The following is a 16,744-nucleotide window of genomic DNA, read 5'->3' on the forward strand; positions in this document are numbered from 1 at the left end:
CACCGCGATCAGGGCGAACACCAGCGCGCCCAGTGCGAACGGCGCACCCACAATGTAGGCGAGTACGACGCCGGGAAGCACCGCGTGCGACACGGCGTCGCCCATGAGGGACCAGCCGATCAGGACGAGCCAACAGCTCAGGACGGCACAGACCACCGCGGCGATGGCCGTGGTGGCCAGCGCCCGCACCATGAAGTCGTAGCTCAGGGGTTCCAGCAGGAATTCCACAGCTCAGCCCCTGTTCATGACGTCGAGGCCAAAGGCTATGGCCAGGTTTTCCGGTTGGAGCACGGTGTCCGGGCTTCCATGCATCAGCACCTTGCGCATCAGGAGCACGGCTTCATCGCAGAGTTGCGGTAGTGCATGGAGATCGTGGGTGGAGATCAGTATGGTGGCGCCGTCCTCCGCCAGCTCGCGGAGGAGGCGGGTGATGGTTGCCTCTGACCGCTTGTCCACTCCGGCGAACGGCTCGTCCAGCAACATCATGGTGGCACCTTGGGCAATGCCGCGGGCCACGAAGGCCCGCTTCTTCTGCCCGCCGGACAGCTGACCGATCTGCCGGTCGGCAAACTCGCCCAGCTCAACCCGCTCCAAGGCATGCTCGACGGCGTCCCGATCGGCTTTGCGGGGCCGGCGCGTGAATCCGAGGTGCCCGTAGCGGCCCATCATCACCACATCCCGGACCGACAGGGGGAAAGCCCAGTCCACGTCCTCGCTCTGGGGCACGTAGCCGATTCCGGCTTCCTTGCGCATCTTCACCGGTGGCTCGCCGTTGATGAGGACCTTGCCGGAGTCGGGTTTCACCATGCCCATGATGACTTTGAACAGTGTGGACTTGCCCGAGCCGTTCATGCCCACCAGGCCGCAGATCCGGGAGTGTTCCAACGTCAGGGATGCCGAGTCCAAGGCCAGGACTTCACCGTAGTGGACGGTGACGTTCTCAACGGAGATGGCGTGGGTGCTCATGACGTTCCTCCTGTGAGTGCCGTGGTGATGACTTTGGCGTCGTGGCGGATGAGGTCGAGGTAGGTGGGAACGGGCCCGTCGGCTTCGGAGAGGGAATCGACGTACAGCGTCCCGCCGAACGTTGCGTCCGTAGCTCCCACCACCTGCTGCATGGGGGCGTCGGAGACAGTTGATTCACAGAACACTGCCGGAACCTGGTTTTCTTTCACGAACTCGATGGCCCGGGTGATCTGCTGGGGCGTGGCCTGTTGCTCGGCGTTGACGGCCCATATGTAGACCTCTTTGAGGCCGGCATCCCGGGCAAGGTAGGAAAAGGCACCTTCGCAGGTGACCAGCGCCCTTTGCTTTTCCGACAGGACGGCGAGCTTGGACACCATTTCGTCCTGCACGGACTGTAGCTGGGCGTTGTAGGACTTGGCGTTGGCCTCGAACTCTGAAGCGTGGGAAGGGTCGAGCTTCGCGAAGGCCTTGGCCATGTTCCCGGCGTAGATCTGGACGTTCTTGGGTGACATCCACGCATGGGGGTTGGGCTTGCCCTGGTATGAATCCTCGGCAATGGGCATGACGTCCACGCCGTCACTGACCACGGCATGCGGCACGTCGAGGTCCTCCACGAACTGGGCAAACCACGCCTCAAGGTTGAGCCCGTTATCCAGGATCAGGTCGGCTTGGGCGGCTTTGCGGATGTCGCCTGGGGTGGGCTCGTAGCCGTGGATTTCGGCACCGGCTTTGGTGATGGATTCGACGCGAAGCTTGTCCCCGGCAACGTTCTTGGCAATGTCTGCCAACACAGTGAACGTGGTCAGCACCACGGGCTTGTCATCGCCCTCCGCGGAGGAGTTACCTCCGCAGGCAGTGACTCCCAGGGCAAGGGCAATGATGGTCAGGACAGCGGCGAAACGGCGGACATCTTTGGCGCGCCGAAACGAAAAGTTAGGCATACCGAAAAGTGTAGCCAAGCAAGGCCTACCCGGCAAAGCTAGGCTGGTGTTATGGGCACACTTTCCACCAAGGCATCCTTGTACAGATTCACTGCCCTCGATGCCCTTGCCGTAGCCGTCTACCTCGCTTTTACCGCTTACTTCACTTTTGCCGGTGAATCCGTGGAACGACTGGTGTTGCAGCTCTTTCCCGAGCCGGCCACCGCATCCTATGCCGTTAATGCGATCTTCTATGCCGGGGTCGGAATATTCGCGGTGGCCTCAGCCTGGCGCGTCATGGGGAGGGACCTCAAGATCCTGGGCACCAGGCCTTGGTTCACCCTGGGGATGGTCCCGCTGGCCATTGTGGTGATGCTCATCCTCACGGCCATCCTGGTGGCGGCATTCGGCACAGCCCAAAGCTCCGAAAACCAGCTGGGCATCCAAGGCCTGCTGCAGCAAGTACCGGCGTGGCTGATGGTGCCACTGCTTGTGCTGCTGGGCCCGTTCGTTGAGGAGTACCTGTTCCGTCACTTGTTGATCGGCAAGTTGTCCCGCTACCTGAACATCTGGATTTGCTGCGTGATCTCCGTTGTGGTCTTCGCGTCCATCCATGTGGTGGGCCGCGAAGGATTGGTGTTGTCCGCCCTTGCACCGTATCTGGGCATGGCCGTGGTCCTCGTGGCGGTCTATGTCTGGACCGGGAAAAACCTGATGTTCTCCTACTTCGTCCACGCCGCCAAGAACCTCATGGCCGTAGTCCTCATCTACGCCATCCCTTCCGAACTGCTGCCGGGCTAGGAGTCGCTCCTCCCCTTCAACACCACGCGATGACTGCCCGAGGTCCTTCCCGTGATGTAGACCTTCACGCCATAGGTGGCGTTGGAGCCGCCTGGATAGCGGTAGGCCTCCCCCGGGTTGTACACCGGCGGGCTGTCCGGGTCCGCCGCGTTGCCTGGGCCGAACTCGATCACGTCATCCCCTACCCGGTAGGCCCCCATCCCGGAGGTCAGTTGGAAGGTCCCCGAGCCGGCGCAGGCATCCTCAACCCCGGTCAGCTGGCCACCCGCGCGGAAGGTCAGCTCCAGGGCGTATGAGGTTTCGGCGCCGTCGAAGTCCAGTTCCAGATCCACTGTTCCGTCCGCAACGTTCGGCGTGACCGTGATGGACGTTGCCAGTCGATGCTCCACGGCGGGGCGGTTGCCGAAGTCCATGGCGGCACTGAAGCGTCCTTCGTGGACCAAAGGGTAGATGCCGTCCGAGCGCTGCAGGTCTACCGGCAACGGCAGGTAGAAGTTGGCACTGAGTTCGTCTCCGAGGCGAACCGCGGGACCATCGACAACGGCGCGCCGGCTGCGGAATGGCCCGAGGTCGAAGAAGCTTCGGGAGAGCCGCACATCCGTCAGGATCGCCTCACCATGGCTGAAGCGCAGGAAAGTGGGATTGGTGGCAAGTCCGGAGCCGATGCCGGCAGTGACGTCGTCGCACCCGCCAAAGACCGTGGCAACGCTCCGGCCGCTCCGGAACCGATGGATCCCACAACTGGCCAACACGGCATGTCCGGGAGCCATGGCAGCAGGAAGGTTCTCAGTTGCCTGCGCGCAGGGCAGTTCCGCTGACAACCATGGATCAAGCCGGACCTTGGCCAAGGCCTTTGCCGGCTCCAGCAACGGGAATTGCTGCAACCAGGCCGCAGCAGCAGCGAAATCGCTGTTCCCGTCTTGGAGCGCCAGACGGCGATACAGCAACTGGAAGGCTTCGGCGTCGAACCTGTTCCATTGATCCTGCCTCCGCGAGAACAAGGACTCCGCACTGCCATCGCTGCTGAACCACGGCAGGAAAGCCGTGAGGTTGGCACGGACGTGGTCCAGTACTTCGGGCCGGTGGGCATAATCGGCAATAGCCAGCAGCGACGGATTGGTTACGGCAGTGGCGTAGAGGGGGCTTCGTTCGGAGTACATCCCGTCCGGCAGTTGGTCGATCCCCTCGGCCAGCCACTGGCCAATGCGTTGCTGGATGTCCGGACGAGGATCGCCCTCCGATTCGTGCAGTGCATGGATGCGGGCCAGCGCGGCACACAGCTCCCAGCGGTGGTTGGGCGTGTGGACGCCGCCGCTTACCAGGGCGTCAGTAATACGCCCGACGACGCCGCGAAGCCGGCTGACGGTCCCGGCCAACCCGTCGCTGCGGGAACCCAGGATCTCCAGGGCAATGCAGGCGTCATTGATGGTGAAGGCAGAGTCCGGGGGCGAACTCAGGTTGGTACCGTCAAACAGGCCGGTTGGTCCCTGCAGGTGCTCGAGCCTTGCAATGCAATCGGCCATGAGCCCAGGCAGTCTGGCCGAACCCGCCTGAACGGATCCGGGTTGCGTGTAGACCGTGGCCAAAGCCAGCAACCTGCCCATGGCGGGGCGGTGCGCCAAAGCTGCCGCACCGCCGTCGGACGCTTCGATCATGGTGGTGACCTGGCGATCGGCCGCCCCCACCAGCCGGTCCAGGAACGATGCGTCCACGGCAACTGATGCTGTTTGCTGATTCACTGTTGCCCCTAATCCTTCAGTCCGGCGCTGACGTCGGCGTTGAGTACATATTTTTGGAACACCGCGAACACCAGCACCAGCGGGAGGATGGAGATCACGGAGGCACCCAGCAGCACGGGCCAGTCGATGTTTTCCGCCCCCACAATGCTGCGCAGGGCCACCTGGAGGGTGTACCACTTGGGGTCGTTCAGCACGATCAGCGGCCAGATGTAGTCATTCCACCGCCACTGGAAAGAGAAGATGGCCAGGGTGAACAGGATGGGCTTGGACAGCGGGAGCATGATCCGGAAGAAGATGGCCAGCTCGCTGGCGCCGTCGATCCTGGCCGAGTGCAGGAGGTCGTCCGGGACCGTCAGGAAGAACTGGCGGAACATGAACACACCCGTGGCCGTGAGGACAGACGGCACAATGATGCCCGCCAGGGAGTTGTACAGGCCCAGATCACGGATGACGGAGAAGGTCGGGTTCAGTATCACTTCAGTGGGCAGCATGGTGGTGGCCAGGATGCAGACGAAGAAGAGCCGCGTTCCTTTGTTGTTGTACTTGGCCAGCGCGTAACCGGTGCAGGCACTGAAGAAGACGGTGAGGACCGTGGTGACCAGTGAAACCGTGGCGGTGTTGATGAAGTACCGGGCAAAATCAACCCGTTCCCAGGCATCCACGAAACCCTGGAACGTCCACTCGCGGGGAATCATGGACAGGGGGTAACTGAACAGCTCACTTCCGGGCTTGAACGAGCTCAGGAGGAACCACAGCAGCGGCAGGGCATAGATGGCCACGATGACCCACAGCACGGCCGTGAGCGGAGCGGAGAGGTTCTTCCGTTTGGCGCGGCCCGGTCCGGACTTCCCGGAGGGCCGGGCTCCTGCAGCGGGCGGCAATTTGGTAGCTGTTGCCATGGTTCAGCCCTTCTTCTTGTTGAAGCGCAGCTGGATCAGCGCGATAGCCAACAGGACCACCATCAGCACCATGGAGGCAGCACTGGCGTAGCCAACCTTGGATTGCTCGAAGCCGGTCTTGTAGATGTACTGGACAATCAACGTGTTCTCCGTTCCCGGCCCGCCGTTGGTGAGTGCCTGGATCATGGCGAACTCCTTCATTGCGTGGATGGTGGAGAGCAGGATGACCATGAACGACGTCGGTGCGATGCCGGGCAGGATCACATGCCGGAACCGCTGCCAGGCATTGGCGCCATCCAGTTCGGCCGCCTCCAGGAGGGCCTCGGGGATGTTCTTCAGCGCCGCGATGAACAGCAGCATGTTGAAGGCCGTACCACCCCAGGCCGAGGCGAAAATGACCACCATCAACGCGAGGTTCCCGTTGCTGGACCACGGCACCGGGCCGCCGCCCAAGGTGGTGATGACGAAGTTGACGAAGCCAAAGTCCTGGCCGAACATCCATTTCCAGATGACACCCACCACGATCGGCGAGATCAGCCACGGCAGGAAGATGATCACCTTGGCCGCAGTCCTCCCCCGCGTGGCTTTGCTGACCAGGAGGGAAGCGATGCCCAGGGACGAGACGTAAACCAACGGAACCGAGAGGACGGTGTACAGGAACGTCCTGGTCAGAGCTGCATAGAAGGTGCTGTCGGCAAACAGCTTCTGGAAGTTGGCAAGACCAATGAAGTTCAGCTTGCCCACGCCGCGGTAGTCAGTGAACGAATAGATCAGCCCCAGCGCACCGGGCCAAACAAAGAACACCAGGAACAGCACCACGTTGACGCCAACAAGGATCAGCGGAGCGATGACATAGCGGTTGCGCCGCCGTTGTTGGGACTTGCTGCGCACCGCCGGTGAGCCGGGCTGCTCCGGCCTCACCGCCGGGCTGAGCGTTGAATTAGCCATGGCTTAGGCGCCATTGTAGAGCTTCACGATGTTCTCCACCGTGGTCTTGGCATCCTGGCTGCCGCCCAGCATCTTCACGGTTTCCTCCCTCAAGGGGTCACCGGAGAAGGGAGTCTCTGCATAGGCCTCTGCCACGACGCGCTTGATGGCGTTGTCGCCCTTGGCCTCGTTCCCGGCGATCTGCTGCTGGTAGAGCTCAAAAGAGGCCTGCTGGTAGGGATATTCCACCTTCAGGCTTTCCTTGACCGGCAGGTAGCCGCCAAGCTTGGCGAACTCGGTGTAGTTGGCGTCATCGTAGAACCAGTCGATGAACTTTTTGGCTTCGTCGTCCGCGCCGGTGTCCTTGAAGGCCACCATGAAGCCGCCGCCGAGGTTGGTGGCGTTGACTTCCTTCTTGGGCAGCGGCACGGACAGCCACTCGAAGTCCTTGATGTTCTTGTTGAAGTCGGCCACCTGCCAGCTGCCCGAATAGTAGGCGGCAACCTGCCCGCTCTTGAACATGGCGTTGCCGTCTTCTCCGCTAAGCCATACGGACTTGGGCATGGTGGTGTCATCGTTGATCTTCTGGAAGTACTCCAACGTCTCAACAGCCTTCTCATCGGCGGCATACTTGTCACCGTTCTTTGCAAAGGCGTCGCTGCCGAACTCGTACATCATGGCGCGCAAGCGGTGGCCGGAACGGTCCATCACCATTCCGTACTTGGCCCCGGCCTTCTCGCGGACCTGGTTCACGGCTGCTACGAATTCGTCCCAGGTCCAGCTGTTTTCGATAGCCGTGGGGTAGGCCACCCCGGCTTTGTCGAAGAGGCTCTTGTTCACGAACAGGCCTACCGCCGTGAGGTCGGACGGGATGGCGGGCAATGTTCCGTCGGGGGCCGTCTGCAGGAATTTTTCATCAATGTTCCGGGCCTTGGCAATATCGCTGAGGTCCTGGAGCTGATTCACCCAGATGGGGTCCAGGCTCGTGACGCGTGCCAGCGCCGGAAGGTCGTTGGCCGTTGCGGCGTTCTTCAGCTTGGTGGTGATGTCCGCAGTGGGTACGTCCACCACCTCGATGGTGATTCCGGTGGCTTCCTTGTACTTCGCCGCAGCCGCGGCGAAGGCGCCACCCTGGTTGGTGTCCCCTGAAAGGACCAGTTGGAGGGTTTTGGCACCGCCCTCGGCGGAGGCGCCACCACCGCTACAGGCAGAAAGTCCGACCGCGAGGGCGGAGAGGCCGAATGCCGTCAATCCGAACTGCCTGCGGCTGATGCTGGAGATGCGTGTCTGCTCTGACAATGCTCTGTCCTTTTCTCACGGGGCTGCCGGCCCGGGGGCCCGACTGCGGAACTAGGACGTGGCGCGGGGGCCACGCTGCCTTGGTAGGAAAAGCCTTTCCTGCACCAACTGTGATCTATGTCATGACAATATGTCAAGGTGATGTATGCACATCTCTAACGATGGAGAAGCGAACAGCCGCGTCCTAGGCAACTCTCAAAACCCGGACCAAACATGACCGCAAAACCCTACCCGACCACCCGTCGTCGGGAATAGCGTGGGAGGCATGACACTGAACATCCAGGTAGTAGTCGATTGCAAAAAGCCGCATGACCTCGCCGACTGGTGGGCCGAAACGCTGGAATGGAACGTGGAGCCGCAGGACGAGGCGTTCATCCGGTCCATGATTGAGCAGGGGTTCGCCACCGAGGACCAAACCATCACGCACAACGGCAAGCTGGTGTGGGCCGAGGGCTGCGCGATCGTGCCTGCTGAGGACACAGACCCCAAGACCGGCCGGCGCATCCTGTTCCAAACCGACCCAAAGGAAAAGTCCGTCAAGAACCGCGTGCACTGGGATGTCAGGCTGGACGGCCGGGACAAGGATGACGTGCGCAAACAACTTGAAGCCCGCGGCGCCAAATACTTGTGGACCGCCAACCAGGGACCGCACCAATGGCACACCATGGCCGACCCCGAGGGCAACGAGTTCTGCATCAGCTAAGGCCATTACTAGACTCGGAGTGTGAACAACGATCTCCCTGCCAAGGTTTCCGATATCTTTGACCCCTCACGCTGGCGCACAGTTTCCGGCTTTGATGACTTCAAGGACATGACCTACCACCGGCAGGTAGAGCGTTCCGCGGACGGCACCGCCAAGGACCTCCCCACCGTCCGGATCGCATTCAACCGCCCCGAAGTCCGCAATGCGTTCCGTCCGGGCACGGTGGATGAGCTCTACCGTGCCATGGACCACGCACGCATGACGCCGGACGTTGCCACGGTGCTGCTCACTGGCAACGGACCTTCGGAAAAGGACGGCGGACACTCGTTCTGCTCAGGCGGCGACCAACGGATCCGCGGACGCGACGGCTACCGCTACCAAGTAGAAGGTGCTGCCGGGGACTCCGCTGAGTTTATCGACCCCGCCCGCGCAGGCCGTCTGCACATCCTGGAAGTCCAGCGGCTCATGCGGACCATGCCCAAGGTGGTCATCGCCGTCGTCAACGGTTGGGCGGCAGGCGGCGGCCACTCCCTGCACGTGGTCAGCGACCTCACCATCGCCTCGCGCGAGCACGGCAAGTTCAAGCAAACGGACGCCACGGTGGGAAGTTTCGACGCCGGATACGGCTCGGCGCTGCTGGCCCGCCAGATCGGGCAGAAAGCCGCGCGGGAGATCTTCTTCCTGGCCCGCGAATATTCCGCGGAGGACATGGTTCGCATGGGCGCCGTGAACGAAGCCGTGGACCACGCCCGGCTCGAAGAAGTTGCCCTGGAGTACGCCGCTGACATCGCCCGCCAGTCGCCGCAGGCCATCCGGATGCTCAAGTTCGCCTTCAACCTGGCCGACGACGGTCTGGCGGGCCAGCAGGTCTTCGCCGGCGAAGCCACCCGCCTGGCATACATGACGGACGAAGCCGTGGAGGGCAAGGAAGCGTTCCTGCAAAAACGCGATCCCGATTGGTCCAGCTTCCCCTACTACTTCTAGGACTCACCCAGTGGACATTGATCCCGTACTCAAAGCCCTGATGGCCGCCCTCCACGGCGAGGGTCCCGCCGTCGAAATCGTCCTTGACCAAACCGGCGCGCCACGGGCTGTCCCCGTAGAGACCGGCGTCGAGGACGCGGCAGTGGTGGTGCGCACCTCCGGTTCCACGGGCACCCCCAAGGCCACCGTCCTGACCATCGATGCCCTTGCAGCATCCTCTGTCTCCACGGCCATGGCCCTGCGCGGCGAAGGGCAGTGGTTGCTGGCGCTCCCCCTGCAGTACGTGGCCGGTGTCCAGGTGCTGGTCCGCTCACTCTATGCAGGCACGCGGCCGTGGGTGATGGACCAGTCCAACGGCTTCACACCGGAGGCCTTCACCGCTGCCGCCGAGGAACTCACGGACAAGATCCGCTTCACGTCCTTGGTTCCCACGCAACTGCAGCGGCTCCTGGACTCCCCCGCGCCGGAAACCCTGGCCGTCCTGCGCCGCTTCAACGCGATCCTGCTGGGCGGCGCTCCCGCTTCCGCTGAGCTCCTGGCATCCGCTCGCGCCCAGGGACTCAAAGTGGTGACCACCTACGGCTCAGCCGAGACGTGCGGCGGGTGCGTGTACGACGGCGAGCCGCTGGACGGCGTCGAGGTCCGCATCGGCGAAGGCGAACTGGAAGGCCGCATCCTGCTCGGTGGCGACACCGTGGCGGCGGGATACCTCGATGCCGCCCGCGCCTCGAAGGCTGCATTCTTCGAAGAAGACGGCGTCCGCTGGTACGTTACCGGCGATCTCGGCGAGCTCTCCGACGACGGCACGCTCACCGTGCTGGGGCGGGCGGACGACGTCATCATCACCGGCGGCGTCAAGGCCTCTGCCGCCTATATCCAAAGCCGGTTGGAAGGGCTCGACGGAGTCACCGCGGCTTTCGTCACCGGCGTCCCGTCGAGGGAATGGGGCCAGGCCGTGGCAGCCTACGTTGCCGTGACCGATCCTTCCCCCGAGGGCCTGAAGGGATTCACCGCCCGCCGCGAGCAAGCACTGGGGGTCCTCGCACCTAAAACAGTGCTGGCGGACAAGGAACTCCCCATGCTTCCCAATGGAAAGCCGGACCGTATGGCCATGATTGACCAGCTTTCGACCCTGCATCAGGGACAATAGACAAGTTCTGCCATCACCCCCTGGCTCAAGATCAACCGCGAAACACACGAGGTACTACACGTGGCGACAGCTGCACAATGGATTCAAGGAGCCCGGCTCCGCACACTGCCCGCGGCCATCGCGCCGGTCCTTATCGGGTCGGCAGCGGCGTACGAGCTCCAAGCGTTCCGGCTGCCGAATGCCATCCTGGCCGCGCTCGTGGCGCTCCTGCTCCAGATCGGCGTGAACTACGCCAACGACTACTCCGATGGCATCCGCGGTACCGATGAGGACCGCGTAGGCCCCCTGCGCCTTGTAGGCTCCGGCGCCGCACTTCCGGAACAAGTGAAGTGGGCCGCGTTCGGACTGTTTGGCGCTGCGATGATTTGCGGCCTGATCCTGGTGATCATCACCCAGTCATGGTGGCTGATCCTGGTGGGCATCGGATGCGTCCTGGCCGCCTGGGGATACACGGGCGGCAAGAATCCCTACGGCTACATGGGCTTGGGAGACATCTTTGTCTTCGTGTTCTTCGGGCTCGTTGCCACGCTCGGCACCACCTATACCCAGGCAGGGCAGGTCAGCCTGGCGGCGGTGATCGGTGCGATCGGTACGGGCCTCATTGCCTGCGCCCTGCTGATGGCCAACAACGTCAGGGACATTCCCACGGATACTGCCGCGGGAAAGCGGACTTTGGCCGTGCGCCTTGGGGACAGGCACGCCCGCGAAAGCTACGTCTTGATGCTGGCAGTCGCCATCTTGCTGGTGATCGTTCTGGCACCCACCAAACCGTGGATGCTGATCGTGCTGCTGTTGATCCCGGCATGCTTGATGCCGGCCTGGCTGATGGTGAACGGTAAGAAGCGCAAGAGCCTCATTCCGGTCCTCAAGCAGACCGGCATGATCAACCTCGGATACAGCCTGTTGTTCTCGCTGGGGCTGATCCTGAGCCGCGGCTTCTAAGTTTTTGTACAGCTAACGCCCCCAAGAAGGCTTCTTGGGGGCGTTAGCTGTACAAAAACTCCTAGACGGAGCCCGGGCGTTTGTCGTTGTTGACGGCGATGTCCGGGTTCTTTTCCACCAAGCCGTCCTCGGCTGCGGCGTCCTCAACCTCGCCGGCGGTCCTGATGGGCTTGGCCCGCCCGGAGAAACGTTCGCGCATGGCAGCCGTGGCGGCGTCGCGCTGTTTCTGGAAGAAGAGGTAGCTGATGGCGAACGCCATCAGCCCGGCGAAGATCACCGCCGGGATCAGCCCAACCCCCAAAAAGTAGAAGAGTACGAGCAACGGCGCGAAGAGCGCCAGGCGAATGAGGGAATACTTCAGGAAAGCCACTATCCAAGTTTAGCCGCCCCAATGGTTGCACTCTGATCACGGGCCTGCAGAGGGCGTCCAGTGAACGGCTTCCGGCGACTAGACTTGGTGCATGCTCCGCGTTGTAGGCGTCGTCGTTGTCCTTGTCATCTTCGTCTATGCCCTGGTGGATGTTATCCGCACGGACAAGCACCAAACACGCGGTATTTCCAAACCCGCGTGGATCATCGTGATGATCGTCCTGCCGCTGCTGGGTGCCATCCTGTGGTTCATCTTCGGCCGGCCCTATGGCAAGCCCACGGCAAAGCCCGTACGCCGCTATCCCACAGCTCCGGACGACGACCCCGAATTCCTCAGGAACCTGGAAACCCGACGCCGCAACCAGGCCGAGGATGAACGCCTGAAGAAACTCAAGGCTGACCTTGAAGCCAAGGAGCGTGAGCTGGGCGATAAGCCCTCGGGCGGCTCCGAGGAGGCGACAGGCAACGGTTTCAAACCCGGCGACGCCAAGCGCAACGAGCCGGATCCCCATGACACCGACGAGCTGAAGTAGCCGAACATGGCCCGGCAAGCCGATGGTTCACGGCAGTCACCTTCCACCACACCATCAGCCAGCGGGCCATCCGCGCCGTCCGCGCCATCCGCGCCGCCACCACGTCCGGGCATTGCCCTGTCCGCGCCGCCACCCATCACAGCGGTGGTCAAGCCACCCGGCGCCGCACGGCTGTCCCGAACCCTGTGGGTTGCCTCATTTGTGTCGGGAATCGCGGTAGTCATCTTTGGCTTCCTCGGCCGTGACGCTAGCTTCGAGCGGCTGAAGGGTGTTATCTCAGGCATGGTTCCCGAAGGGGACGCCCAGTCTGTTGAGGGGGCCACCGCCGTCGTCTTTCTGGGAAGCCTCGCCATGATCGCCCTGGTAGTGGCCATGGAGGCAGTGCTGCTGGCGGTGCTTTTCAAACGCCGTGTCTGGGCCCGTTGGACCTTGGCACCCCTGGTCCTGCTGCACGCTGTGGTCACGGTGATTACCGCCGACTTCGTGGTGGCTCCGGGAGCGGACGGAATCTTGACCACTGTATTGTTGGCGGCCCAGTTCATCCTTGCCGCGGCAGGGCTGATCCTGTTGTTCTTCCCCTCGGCTACTGCCTGGCTGCTCAGCGAAAAGTACAGCGAACGGCTTACCGAACGGCGGGCATAGCGGCCAGCAACCCTTCGCAACTTCGCATCACCACACGGCACGCTTCCAGTGCCGAGGGCTCGGTCATGGGATTCTCGGCGATCAGCCGCCAACGGTTCAAGCAGGTCCGGGCGGCCTCGTTGACCTGCCGGGGATCCGCTTCGGGATCCAGGCCCAGCCTCAACCAGGCAGTGCTGCCGCGGCCACCCACCAGCCGTTCCGCTTCAGCTTCCTGCTCTTCGCCCAGTCCCACCCCACCGGTACGCAACGCAGTAAGGAGTTTGAGCTCCCTGAACTCGTGGGCCCCGGCCTGAAGCCGTTCCAACGCCTCCTCCAGCCGCTCTGCCCGGTCCCGCGGAGCACCGCGCACCAATGACTCCAAACCCACCACGACGGCCCGGGCCTTCAGTGCCTCGGCGCGGCTCTGGAACAGGTAGCCGATGCTGTCCAGCAGCGTACCCAGTCCGCTGCGTCGGGCGAGTTCGTGAGCCAATTCCGTGGGATCAGTGGTTCCGCCCCGGATCAGGGCAACACCCAAACGGATCCCGAACAGGCCGAACCTTTGGACCAAGGATGCCTTGATGGACGGTTCCAGGCCTTGGGGCCCCGGGGAGCGGACAAAACGATCTGCCGACAACATCAGCCGTTCCCGCTGGTTCCGGTCCATCTGCGCCAACAGCATCATGGCCTCACAGTCCGCTTGGCGCATGGTCCGTGAGCTTTGGGCCAGCAATCCGGCAACGGGGACCACGCCCAGCGCCAGGGGTTTGAGGTTTTGGTCGCGGCTGTACCTGTCGGCGATCACTGCTGCAGAAATCAGGGAGTCGATCCTTCCCGCGCCGATCTCATCTGCCCTGGACAGGACTGCCAGGGTATTGACGGTAGCGGATCCACCGGCTGCGGTGTCCTTGAAGGATTCCAGGAACCGGACATCGGAGGCGTGCAGGTGCCGCATGAGATAAATGACAGCGTCCGCAGCCGTGGGTTCGTCTTCGGGCAGCAGGAAAGCCGTTGACCGTCCGGAGACCTCCCCGGACAAGGAAGAGATGCCGGGGGTATCAATCAACGTCAGTCCCCGGAGCCGGGCTGATGGCCAGTCCACCACCAGGCGCTCCACGTCCTGGGCCGGAGTATCTCCCAGAGACAGGACCAGGCGGCCGTCTTCGCGCTTCACGGGAAGGTTTTGGGGGCCGCCCTTGAACGGGTAGAGGGTGATTCCGGGACTGTGACCGTGTTGGTACCACGTGACCACACGGGTGCATTCACCGGCGTCCGTTGGGGCGATTTCTTCGCCAATGATCGCATTGAGCAGTGTTGATTTCCCGGCCTTGACCATCCCGGCAACAGCAATGCGCAAGGGCCCTTCAAGCCTGCGGTCCAGTTCATCCACCACCGCGAGCGCGGCGGCGTCGTCGTGGAAGACCTCCCGTGCCTGCAAGAGCACTTCCGCCGCTCCGGCAATTCCCGGTTCCATCAGCCGGCCGGGACTGAGGAGGTTGCGGGCCGGGGCGGGCTCTCCACTGCCGGTTCTTCCTGGAGCTGCCGGGCTTCCTTCGCCAGCGCATCCACGGCCTTGAGGCGGTTCCGTATCTCCTTGGTTCTCATGTCCCGTTCCGCGGCATAGGTGGCGGCGGCTTTCTGTGCTGCCGCCACGGATTCTGCCAGGGAGCGGTGGTGCTCCTCGGCGATCTCCGTGAAATGGTCCCGGGTGGCCCGCTGAACCAGCCGCAACCTGTCCTTGAGTTGCTTTCCCACTTGGAACACAACATCGTCCACGTGTTTCCGGACCAGGACCTTCGCTTCAGCTTGCCGTTGCTTGAGCCTGGCTTCCTTGTCTTCCCGGTAGGCTTTGCGGCCCAGCATCAGGCCCGCTCCCACGGACAGCGGGTTGATGAGGGCCATCCCAAAGAGGCCGGTCAGAAGGCCAAACATCAGCACGCCGCCGTAGGACCCGCGCATCCCGATCAGCACCTTCTGCATCGGTCCGAGCCGCCCGTCTTCCATCTCCTGGATGTCAGCCACGGGGTCCAACACTCCGCCGGTATCGGAGACCTTCAACGCAGGAAGGGCAACCTCGTCTTCGGAGAAGTGTTCTGCCACTTGCGTTGCCAACCATTGGGCACGTTCGCTGGTCCAGACGAAAGTATCCGAGACCGCTGCTGCCGTGCTCTGTTCCAGCCACTGCGTGAACTGCTCCCAGGCGGGTCCGGGATCGCCTTGGTCAATGGCAAGTTCGGCCTCGCGTTGGATCCTGCGCAACCTGTCCCTCAGGTCATACTCCATGTCAGCGATGAGGTCCCCGATCCCATCGTTGAGGGTGATCTGCCAACGGGCTGAGCGTTTGCGCAGCGAATCGGCGTCGTCCTTTGCCGCGTTGAGGCCCGCGATCATCTGCGGAGTTCCCGCCGGATTTTCCAACGCTTCAAGTTCCGACTGGAGCGCCAGCCTGAAGTTTTCGCTGACGGACAACAGGTCATTGCTGACAGATCTGCGCTGAATCCTGGCCGCCCCGCCAACGATGTTGTTCCGCAGGTGGGCGATCAGCGCCGGAAATCCCGATTCGACGTTCAGCTCGGCGTCTTGCAGCCTCGCGGCGTGGAGCCGCAGCTCCGAGGACACGGGAAACAGCGGAATATCGGGGCCGACGTCAGCCAGGTGGTTGTGATCCAGCTCGGCGATCCGGCGCCAGCTCGGATAAAGGTCAGTCTTGGACAGTACACACACAACGTTGGGACTGATGCGCATGGCTTGGCGAAGGAACCTCATCTCCGGCTCCGTGAATTCCTGGGAAGCATCGGAGACGAACACCATGGCGTGCGCCGATGGCAGGGCCGTCAGGGTGGTCAATGTGTGGGTTGAACCCAGTCCGCCAACGCCGGGCGAGTCCACGATTACCAATCCGCCGGACAGCAGTTTCCGGGGCAGGGAAACTTCGGCCGCCACAATGTTCTTCGAATTACCCGGATTGCCCTTTTCGGAGACGTAGTCCGCCAGTTGCTCCAACTGCACCGGTTGCCGTTCCAGCCCTGTTTCCGGCCCGACGGCTTCCTCTTCGGGATCGGACCCGTTCCGGCCGGGAACCAGGACAACGGCCGACGCCGGATCCCCCTGGCGGACGACAGTGGGGACAGAGGTGGCAATGTCGTCATCAACGGGGCACACGGGGGCATTCACCAAAGCGTTGATCAGTTGGCTCTTGCCTTGCTTGAACTCACCCACCACGATCACACGGACGCTGGGATCCTGCAGCCGGTTTCGCGTATTCTCCAGGCGTCGCCTCAGATCGTTCCGGTCCCCCACCAGCGCCATACCTTGCTCCACCAACGTGGTCATGCGTGCTGTCTCGGTCACCGTGTGTCCTTTGCTCTCTCTTTTTGCGTTGCTGCCGTCCCGGGAGGCCACGAAGTGCCCGGCAGACGGTGAACTGTCTGCCGGGCACTTCCGCGGTACTTCGCGCAGCCGGTTTCGCTGCGCCGTGCACATCTGATCGGTACTAGTCGATTTCCACGTCGTTCTTGGCGATGACGGTTGAATGGTCGATGTCGTTGTATTCGACATCCAGCTCCACCTCGTTGTCCGCGATGACGGTGTTGTCCTGGACGTTGGTGTACTCGACGTCCACCTCGTTGTCCTGGATCACCGTGGAGTCGTAGTTGACCTGGACGTCTTCCACCGCGATTTCCTGCGAGTTGTCGATCTCCAGCTCGTTGTCCTGGATGACTGTGGAGTCGTAGTTGACCTGCACGTCTTCCACGTTCACGTTGGTGGAGTGATCGTCGGTGTACTCCAGGTCCACCTCGTTGTCCTTGATGATGGTGGAGTTCTCGATGTTCGTGTACTCCACGTCGCCGACTTCCAGTTCGGTCTCGTTGTTGTAGGAGTCTTTGTTGA

Annotated in this window: 17 protein-coding genes and 1 pseudogene; 7 read left to right on the forward strand and 11 right to left on the reverse strand. The window is 62.6% G+C overall.

The genetic code is table 11. The annotated features are described in order from the left end of the window. The 3 genes from HP499_RS09445 to HP499_RS09455 all read right to left on the reverse strand — a co-directional run. On the reverse strand, positions 1-228 hold a 228-nt coding region (locus HP499_RS09445), incomplete at its 3' end, for a metal ABC transporter permease (RefSeq protein WP_309138367.1). Between the two features lie 3 nt (positions 229-231). Further along, positions 232-966 (reverse strand): metal ABC transporter ATP-binding protein, encoded by a 735-nt coding sequence (locus HP499_RS09450; protein WP_172323833.1) that lies wholly within the window; start codon positions 964-966, stop codon positions 232-234. After that, positions 963-1,907, reverse strand: a complete 945-nt coding sequence (locus tag HP499_RS09455) for a metal ABC transporter substrate-binding protein (protein WP_172323834.1) — start codon at positions 1,905-1,907, stop codon at positions 963-965. Before HP499_RS09455 ends, HP499_RS09450 begins: the two co-directional genes overlap by 4 nt. Before the next feature lie 51 nt (positions 1,908-1,958). Here HP499_RS09455 and HP499_RS09460 point away from each other — a divergent pair, with 51 nt between their 5' ends. Beyond that, positions 1,959-2,687, forward strand: coding sequence for a CPBP family intramembrane glutamic endopeptidase (locus HP499_RS09460; protein WP_172323835.1), 729 nt, complete (start codon positions 1,959-1,961; stop codon positions 2,685-2,687). On the opposite strand, the gene HP499_RS09465 is transcribed toward HP499_RS09460, so the two are convergent. The 4 genes from HP499_RS09465 to HP499_RS09480 are packed head-to-tail and all read right to left on the reverse strand — an operon-like array spanning position 2,684 to position 7,551. Then, positions 2,684-4,426 (reverse strand): hypothetical protein, encoded by a 1,743-nt coding sequence (locus tag HP499_RS09465; protein WP_172323836.1) that lies wholly within the window; start codon positions 4,424-4,426, stop codon positions 2,684-2,686. The genes HP499_RS09460 and HP499_RS09465 overlap by 4 nt on opposite strands. 8 nt (positions 4,427-4,434) lie before the next feature. Continuing rightward, positions 4,435-5,325 (reverse strand): carbohydrate ABC transporter permease, encoded by an 891-nt coding sequence (locus tag HP499_RS09470; protein ID WP_172323837.1) that lies wholly within the window; start codon positions 5,323-5,325, stop codon positions 4,435-4,437. 3 nt (positions 5,326-5,328) lie between these two features. Further along, a complete protein-coding gene (locus HP499_RS09475; protein WP_172323838.1) occupies positions 5,329-6,273 on the reverse strand; it encodes a carbohydrate ABC transporter permease in 945 nt (314 codons plus the stop codon). A gap of 3 nt (positions 6,274-6,276) precedes the next feature. Beyond that, positions 6,277-7,551 carry an ABC transporter substrate-binding protein gene (locus tag HP499_RS09480; RefSeq protein WP_172323839.1) on the reverse strand — a complete coding sequence of 425 codons (1,275 nt, stop codon included), beginning with the start codon at positions 7,549-7,551 and terminating at the stop codon, positions 6,277-6,279. A 265-nt stretch (positions 7,552-7,816) separates the two neighbouring features. On the opposite strand from HP499_RS09480, the gene HP499_RS09485 reads away from it, so the two are divergent. Genes HP499_RS09485 through HP499_RS09500 form a run of 4 tightly spaced genes read left to right on the forward strand, consistent with a single transcriptional unit; the run spans position 7,817 to position 11,330 of the window. Beyond that, positions 7,817-8,254 carry a VOC family protein gene (locus HP499_RS09485; RefSeq protein WP_172323840.1) on the forward strand — a complete coding sequence of 146 codons (438 nt, stop codon included), beginning with the start codon at positions 7,817-7,819 and terminating at the stop codon, positions 8,252-8,254. Positions 8,255-8,275: 21 nt separating this feature from the next. Further along, entirely contained in the window at positions 8,276-9,238 is a 963-nt protein-coding gene (locus HP499_RS09490; protein WP_172323841.1) for a 1,4-dihydroxy-2-naphthoyl-CoA synthase, read from the forward strand. Positions 9,239-9,248: 10 nt separating this feature from the next. Beyond that, entirely contained in the window at positions 9,249-10,388 is a 1,140-nt protein-coding gene (locus tag HP499_RS09495) for an AMP-binding protein (protein WP_172323842.1), read from the forward strand. A gap of 60 nt (positions 10,389-10,448) precedes the next feature. After that, positions 10,449-11,330, forward strand: a complete 882-nt coding sequence (locus HP499_RS09500) for a 1,4-dihydroxy-2-naphthoate polyprenyltransferase (RefSeq protein WP_172323843.1) — start codon at positions 10,449-10,451, stop codon at positions 11,328-11,330. A 61-nt stretch (positions 11,331-11,391) separates the two neighbouring features. Here HP499_RS09500 and HP499_RS09505 read toward each other — a convergent pair whose 3' ends face one another. Beyond that, positions 11,392-11,703: a DUF4229 domain-containing protein gene (locus HP499_RS09505; protein ID WP_172323847.1), complete on the reverse strand. Its 312-nt coding sequence runs from the start codon at positions 11,701-11,703 to the stop codon at positions 11,392-11,394. 88 nt (positions 11,704-11,791) lie between these two features. Here HP499_RS09505 and HP499_RS09510 point away from each other — a divergent pair, with 88 nt between their 5' ends. After that, entirely contained in the window at positions 11,792-12,232 is a 441-nt protein-coding gene (locus HP499_RS09510) for a PLD nuclease N-terminal domain-containing protein (RefSeq protein WP_172323844.1), read from the forward strand. A 6-nt stretch (positions 12,233-12,238) separates the two neighbouring features. Next, complete coding sequence (locus HP499_RS09515) at positions 12,239-12,874, forward strand: hypothetical protein (RefSeq protein ID WP_172323845.1); 636 nt, start codon at positions 12,239-12,241, stop codon at positions 12,872-12,874. On the opposite strand, the gene HP499_RS09520 is transcribed toward HP499_RS09515, so the two are convergent. The 3 genes and pseudogenes from HP499_RS09520 to HP499_RS09530 all read right to left on the reverse strand — a co-directional run. Beyond that, entirely contained in the window at positions 12,855-14,330 is a 1,476-nt protein-coding gene (locus HP499_RS09520) for a dynamin family protein (RefSeq protein WP_172323848.1), read from the reverse strand. The genes HP499_RS09515 and HP499_RS09520 overlap by 20 nt on opposite strands. Then, on the reverse strand, positions 14,327-16,186 hold the full coding sequence (locus HP499_RS09525) for a dynamin family protein (RefSeq protein WP_172323849.1): 1,860 nt from the start codon (positions 16,184-16,186) through the stop codon (positions 14,327-14,329). The genes HP499_RS09520 and HP499_RS09525 overlap by 4 nt, the downstream gene beginning before the upstream one ends. A gap of 160 nt (positions 16,187-16,346) precedes the next feature. Further along, a pseudogene (locus HP499_RS09530) lies at positions 16,347-16,744 on the reverse strand (hypothetical protein); the annotation flags it as partial.

The sequence above is a fragment of the Paenarthrobacter sp. CM16 genome (assembly GCF_013179505.1).
GTDB lineage: Bacteria > Actinomycetota > Actinomycetes > Actinomycetales > Micrococcaceae > Arthrobacter.